Here is a 4,038-nt window from a genome sequence, read left to right on the forward strand (position 1 = left end):
CCGCTACGAACGCAAGGCCGAGCACTTCCTCGCCTTCACCAGCATCGCCTGCACCCTCATCTGCTACCGCAGGCTCGCCAAATGAGATGGCCTCTTAGCCGTCGCGCTCAACCTCATTCGCCTCGACGCCTGGTGGAACGGCCACCCTCTCGACCGCACCCGCGTCAGCCACCTTGCCCGACTCGACCTCTCCCTCGCCGCCTGACCGAATGGGCTCCTGGCTCCCAGCTCGGACACCAGGGGTCAACCAACCGCCCAGTGGCTGGTACCGAACCGAGCGGACGTGCGACCATCGTGGGTGCACCGTGCGAAGATGCGCCCAGGACCGGGAGTATCCCGGACCCAGGCGCGATGGTCACGCGGTGGCCGTACCCGTTCCCCACCGGGTCCGCGACAAGATCGCGAACCCGGACTGAAGCATCAGGAGTGATCGAACAGAGTGGCTACGCTCTGCGGTGCTTCCCGGCCGAAGAAGATCTCCAGGTTCTTCGCCGAGCGGCCGGCGACGTCGCTGCTACGCAGGAACAGCCGCTCTTCGTAGGCGGTGAGCGCGACCTCGATGTCAGGTTGCTCAACCAGCTTGCTCGCCAGGTCAGCGCCGTCGTACATGGCGAGGTTCGCACCCTCGCCGGCGAAGGGCGACATCAGATGTGCGGCGTCGCCGACGAGCGTCACGCCGGGCACCCTGTCCCATGTGAGGCCCACGGGCAGGGCATAGATGGGTCGGAGCCACGGTTCCGCGTCGCTCTGGGTCACGAAGGCGGTAAGCAGCGGCGACCAGCCATCGAACTCGTCGGCAAGTTGACGCAGGCCCGCGGACGGGTCGCCGAAGTCGATCGACCTCATCCACCCCTCGGGCTTGTTCAGCGCCACGTATCCGCGCACATGCCCGTCGGCGTAGCGATGGGCGATGATGCCTTTGCCCGGCGCGACCGCCATCAGCGTGCCGCCGCCGATCGCGGCCACGCTCGCCCGACAGTCCTGGCCGCCCGGGGCGAGGGCGATCTCGATGAAGCAGGTTCCGCTGTAGAGAGGGTTGGCGGGGGTGAGCAGCGGACGCACCTTCGACCAGGCACCGTCCGCGCCGATGACGATGTCCGCGCGCGTGGCGGAACCTTCCGCGAAGGTGAGGTCGTAGCCACCCTCCACACGGTGCCGGACCGAGGCGAGCTTGTGACCCCACCTGATCGTCCCGGGCGCCAGCGAGTCGATGAGCAGGCGCCTGAGTTCGCCACGATCCACCTCTGGACGGGCCGAACCGGGGTCCGCAGGCATGTCGAACAGGATCGTGCCGTGGCGGTCGACCACGCGCTTGGCGTCCTCGCCCGGGCGGACCAGAGTGAGGAACTCGTCGTAGAGACCGGCTGCGCGAAGCGCGACCTGTCCGGTCTCTACGTGAATGTCGAGCAGGCCGCCCTGCGCACGGGTCGTCGCCGAAGCCTCACCCTCGTAAATCGTCGCGGCGACACCGTGAGCCTGAAGCACCCGGGCGAGCGTCAGTCCGCCCAGTCCCGCTCCGACAATGACGATGGTCTTCTGCATGCTGCGCTCCTCTGTCGCGCCGACACGCGTCGGCGATGGTCAGCGCCAAAAGCGGACGGGACGTCCGATCTCGGCAAGGAGACGCTCACCGATCAGAACCATCTGCATCGATGTACGAGCGATGTCCGGCGGGTGGGCCCGCGGAACATCGTTTTTCGCGACCTTGTGATTATAACTCGGCATCAGGTGAGGCACTGGGCCTCGTGGCCCCGGCACATCACGCTCGCCATGCTTGCCCTGGTTTTCCTGACCGCCGTCGCCGCCGACGCGGCACCACAGCGGCCAGCCGGTCCAAACCACTTCGACCACAGCCTCGATCCAATCACGCTGACCGTGCCGGAGATCCGCCGTCTCTTCGGTGCCATCTGCGACTCGCCTGCCGTGTCGACGGCCAGACTGCTGCACTGGTCCATCTGGCGCAGACGCCACCAGGCAACAGCCCGACGCAGCCACTACCGACGACGAACCCCCGACGAATCCGCCGGGTAGATCACGAAACCAGACTGGAGTACTAGTTGTATGAGGCCAGGACGTTGGTTACGGTCTGGCCGAGTGCGGCTGCCGGGTGGTTGTTCACCGAGGGCGGTGTGGGGTCGGTGGTAGTTGTAGTGGATGTTCCACACCGCCAGCGCCTGGGTGCGCTGTGTTTCGGAGGTCCAGGTGCGCGCGTACAAGAACTCTTCTGTCAGGATCCGGTTGTACCGTTCCACTTTCCCGTTGTGCCGGGGCGTGTACGGTCGGATCCGTTGGTGCCGTGAGCCGAGTAGGGCGCGGGTGAACGCGTCGGCGCGGTAGCAGGCGCCATTGTCGGTGACGAGCCGTTCGATGTGGGTGATGCCGTGTGCGGCGAACCACGCTCTGGCTCGGTGCACGAACGCGATCGCCGTTGAGGCCCTCTCATTTGGCAAGGGCTCGGTGTAGGCGAGCCGGGTGTGCCCGTCGATCGCGGAGTGCAGGTATACGTACCCTCCACCGCCGGTCTTCTTTTTGTTCCGGTTGGCTGCCCGGGAGTGGTCACTGTTTCGGCCGTGGGCTCGCCATCCGCCGCCGTCAGGTATCCGTCCTACCTTCTTCACGTCGATGTGCACCATGTGTCCCGGCCGGCGAGCGGTGATTGTGCGTGGTTTCCGAGTGGTGTGGCCGTCGGGGTCGATGAATCGGCGTCTGCTCAGGCCGAGATGGGCGAGGTGCCGGGTGACGGTACGCCGACTGACGGCGTGCGCGGTTTGGCTGAGTTCGAAGGCGATACGTCCTGCGGACCACTTGTGGTTTCGGCGCATCTGCTCGATCCGCTCCACTACCTCGCCCGGTGGCTGTGGGTTGGCGGTGGGGTGTGGAGGACCGGTCGTGCAGGCCGAGCTCACCATGACGTCGGTACCGGTTGACCCACTTGGAGGCGCATGCTCTGGAGATGCCCATCTCCGCGGCAACGTGGGCGATCGGACGTGACTGGCATCGCTCAACCAGTCGCCTGCGGCCCTCAACGGAGAGCGGCGCGTTGGCATGGGTGCCCATCAGATGGCGGCGAGGGTGTTGAGCAGGTGGCCAAGCCTTGCCGGCGCCTGAATGTGGGCCAGGTGGCCCTGGCCGGGGAGTTCGTGGACTTCGGCGTGCGCCAGGTGTCGGCGCACGTTGTCGAACGACGTTCCGTAGGGGGCCGTTCCGCGGTTGCACTGGCCGATGATCAGGTCGACTCGGTCTGCCTGTCGCGCCATCACATCCGGAGGCGGTGTCGCGTTGAGCGTACCGAGTTCGGTGTACAGCGGCCCGCTCAAGCGACGCAAGACCGCCCAACTGTCATGATCGGCCCGCAGATCCTCGACATGCGCCGCGGAGAATCCGGAGATCTGCCGATTGACGATCTCGACGCAGCGATCCCAGTCCGCCATCTCCGCCGCGTCCTTCAGGTCCGGCAGTGCATGACGTCCGAATGGCTGCATCACCGGCTCATAGGCGATCACCTGGTGAATCGGGTGCTTGTTGGCGGCCAGCAAGGCGATCAAGCCGCCGTAGCTCCAGCCGAAGAGCGCCCTCGTGCTGTCGAACTCGTCAAGGACCACACAGAGGTCCTCAACCTCTGTCCGCAGTGAGTAGGAATGGGTCAACGGTCCCGAGGGCGCGCGGCCCCGACGGTTCACGACTACCACTGAGGGCCAGGCCGCTATGGCGCCCGCAACATGGCGCCACGTGTGCGCATCACTCATCACGCCCGGGACGACGACGAGGCCCGGGGCATCCGGCTCCCCGTACACATCGGCCGTGACCCAGCTGCCCCCGCTGACTGCAATCTTCTTCTGAATCGTTCGCTCCACAAATCTATTATGGAGCGAACGATCTACAGTGCAAACGTGACCGAACGCAACCGTGGACGCCCCCGAGCCTTCGACCGCGACCGCGCGGTCCTCGAAGCCGCTCGCCTCTTCTGGCGACGCGGCTACTCCGGCACCTCGACCCGGACCCTGACCGCAACCCTGGGGCTATCCACCTCCAGCCTCT

The 4,038-nt window shown here is 66.1% G+C and carries 4 protein-coding genes and 1 pseudogene; 1 reads left to right on the forward strand and 4 read right to left on the reverse strand.

The annotated features are described in order from the left end of the window. Nucleotides 1-420: 420 nt before the first annotated feature. From ABZ924_RS38170 to ABZ924_RS38185, 4 genes and pseudogenes are all read right to left on the reverse strand, one after another. Nucleotides 421-1,542 (reverse strand): NAD(P)/FAD-dependent oxidoreductase, encoded by a 1,122-nt coding sequence (locus ABZ924_RS38170; protein WP_361920280.1) that lies wholly within the window; start codon nt 1,540-1,542, stop codon nt 421-423. A gap of 39 nt (nt 1,543-1,581) precedes the next feature. Continuing rightward, on the reverse strand, nt 1,582-1,851 hold the full coding sequence (locus tag ABZ924_RS38175) for a hypothetical protein (protein WP_361920282.1): 270 nt from the start codon (nt 1,849-1,851) through the stop codon (nt 1,582-1,584). Nucleotides 1,852-2,053: 202 nt separating this feature from the next. Continuing rightward, nucleotides 2,054-3,057: pseudogene (locus ABZ924_RS38180) on the reverse strand (IS481 family transposase). Then, on the reverse strand, nt 3,057-3,854 hold the full coding sequence (locus ABZ924_RS38185) for an alpha/beta hydrolase (protein ID WP_361920284.1): 798 nt from the start codon (nt 3,852-3,854) through the stop codon (nt 3,057-3,059). Before ABZ924_RS38185 ends, ABZ924_RS38180 begins: the two are co-directional and overlap by 1 nt. Before the next feature lie 36 nt (nt 3,855-3,890). Here ABZ924_RS38185 and ABZ924_RS38190 point away from each other — a divergent pair. Next, nucleotides 3,891-4,038 (forward strand): TetR family transcriptional regulator (locus ABZ924_RS38190; RefSeq protein ID WP_361920286.1); only part of this gene is annotated, 148 nt, incomplete at its 3' end.

The sequence above is a fragment of the Streptomyces sp. NPDC046876 genome (assembly GCF_040645035.1).
Lineage (GTDB): Bacteria > Actinomycetota > Actinomycetes > Streptomycetales > Streptomycetaceae > Streptomyces.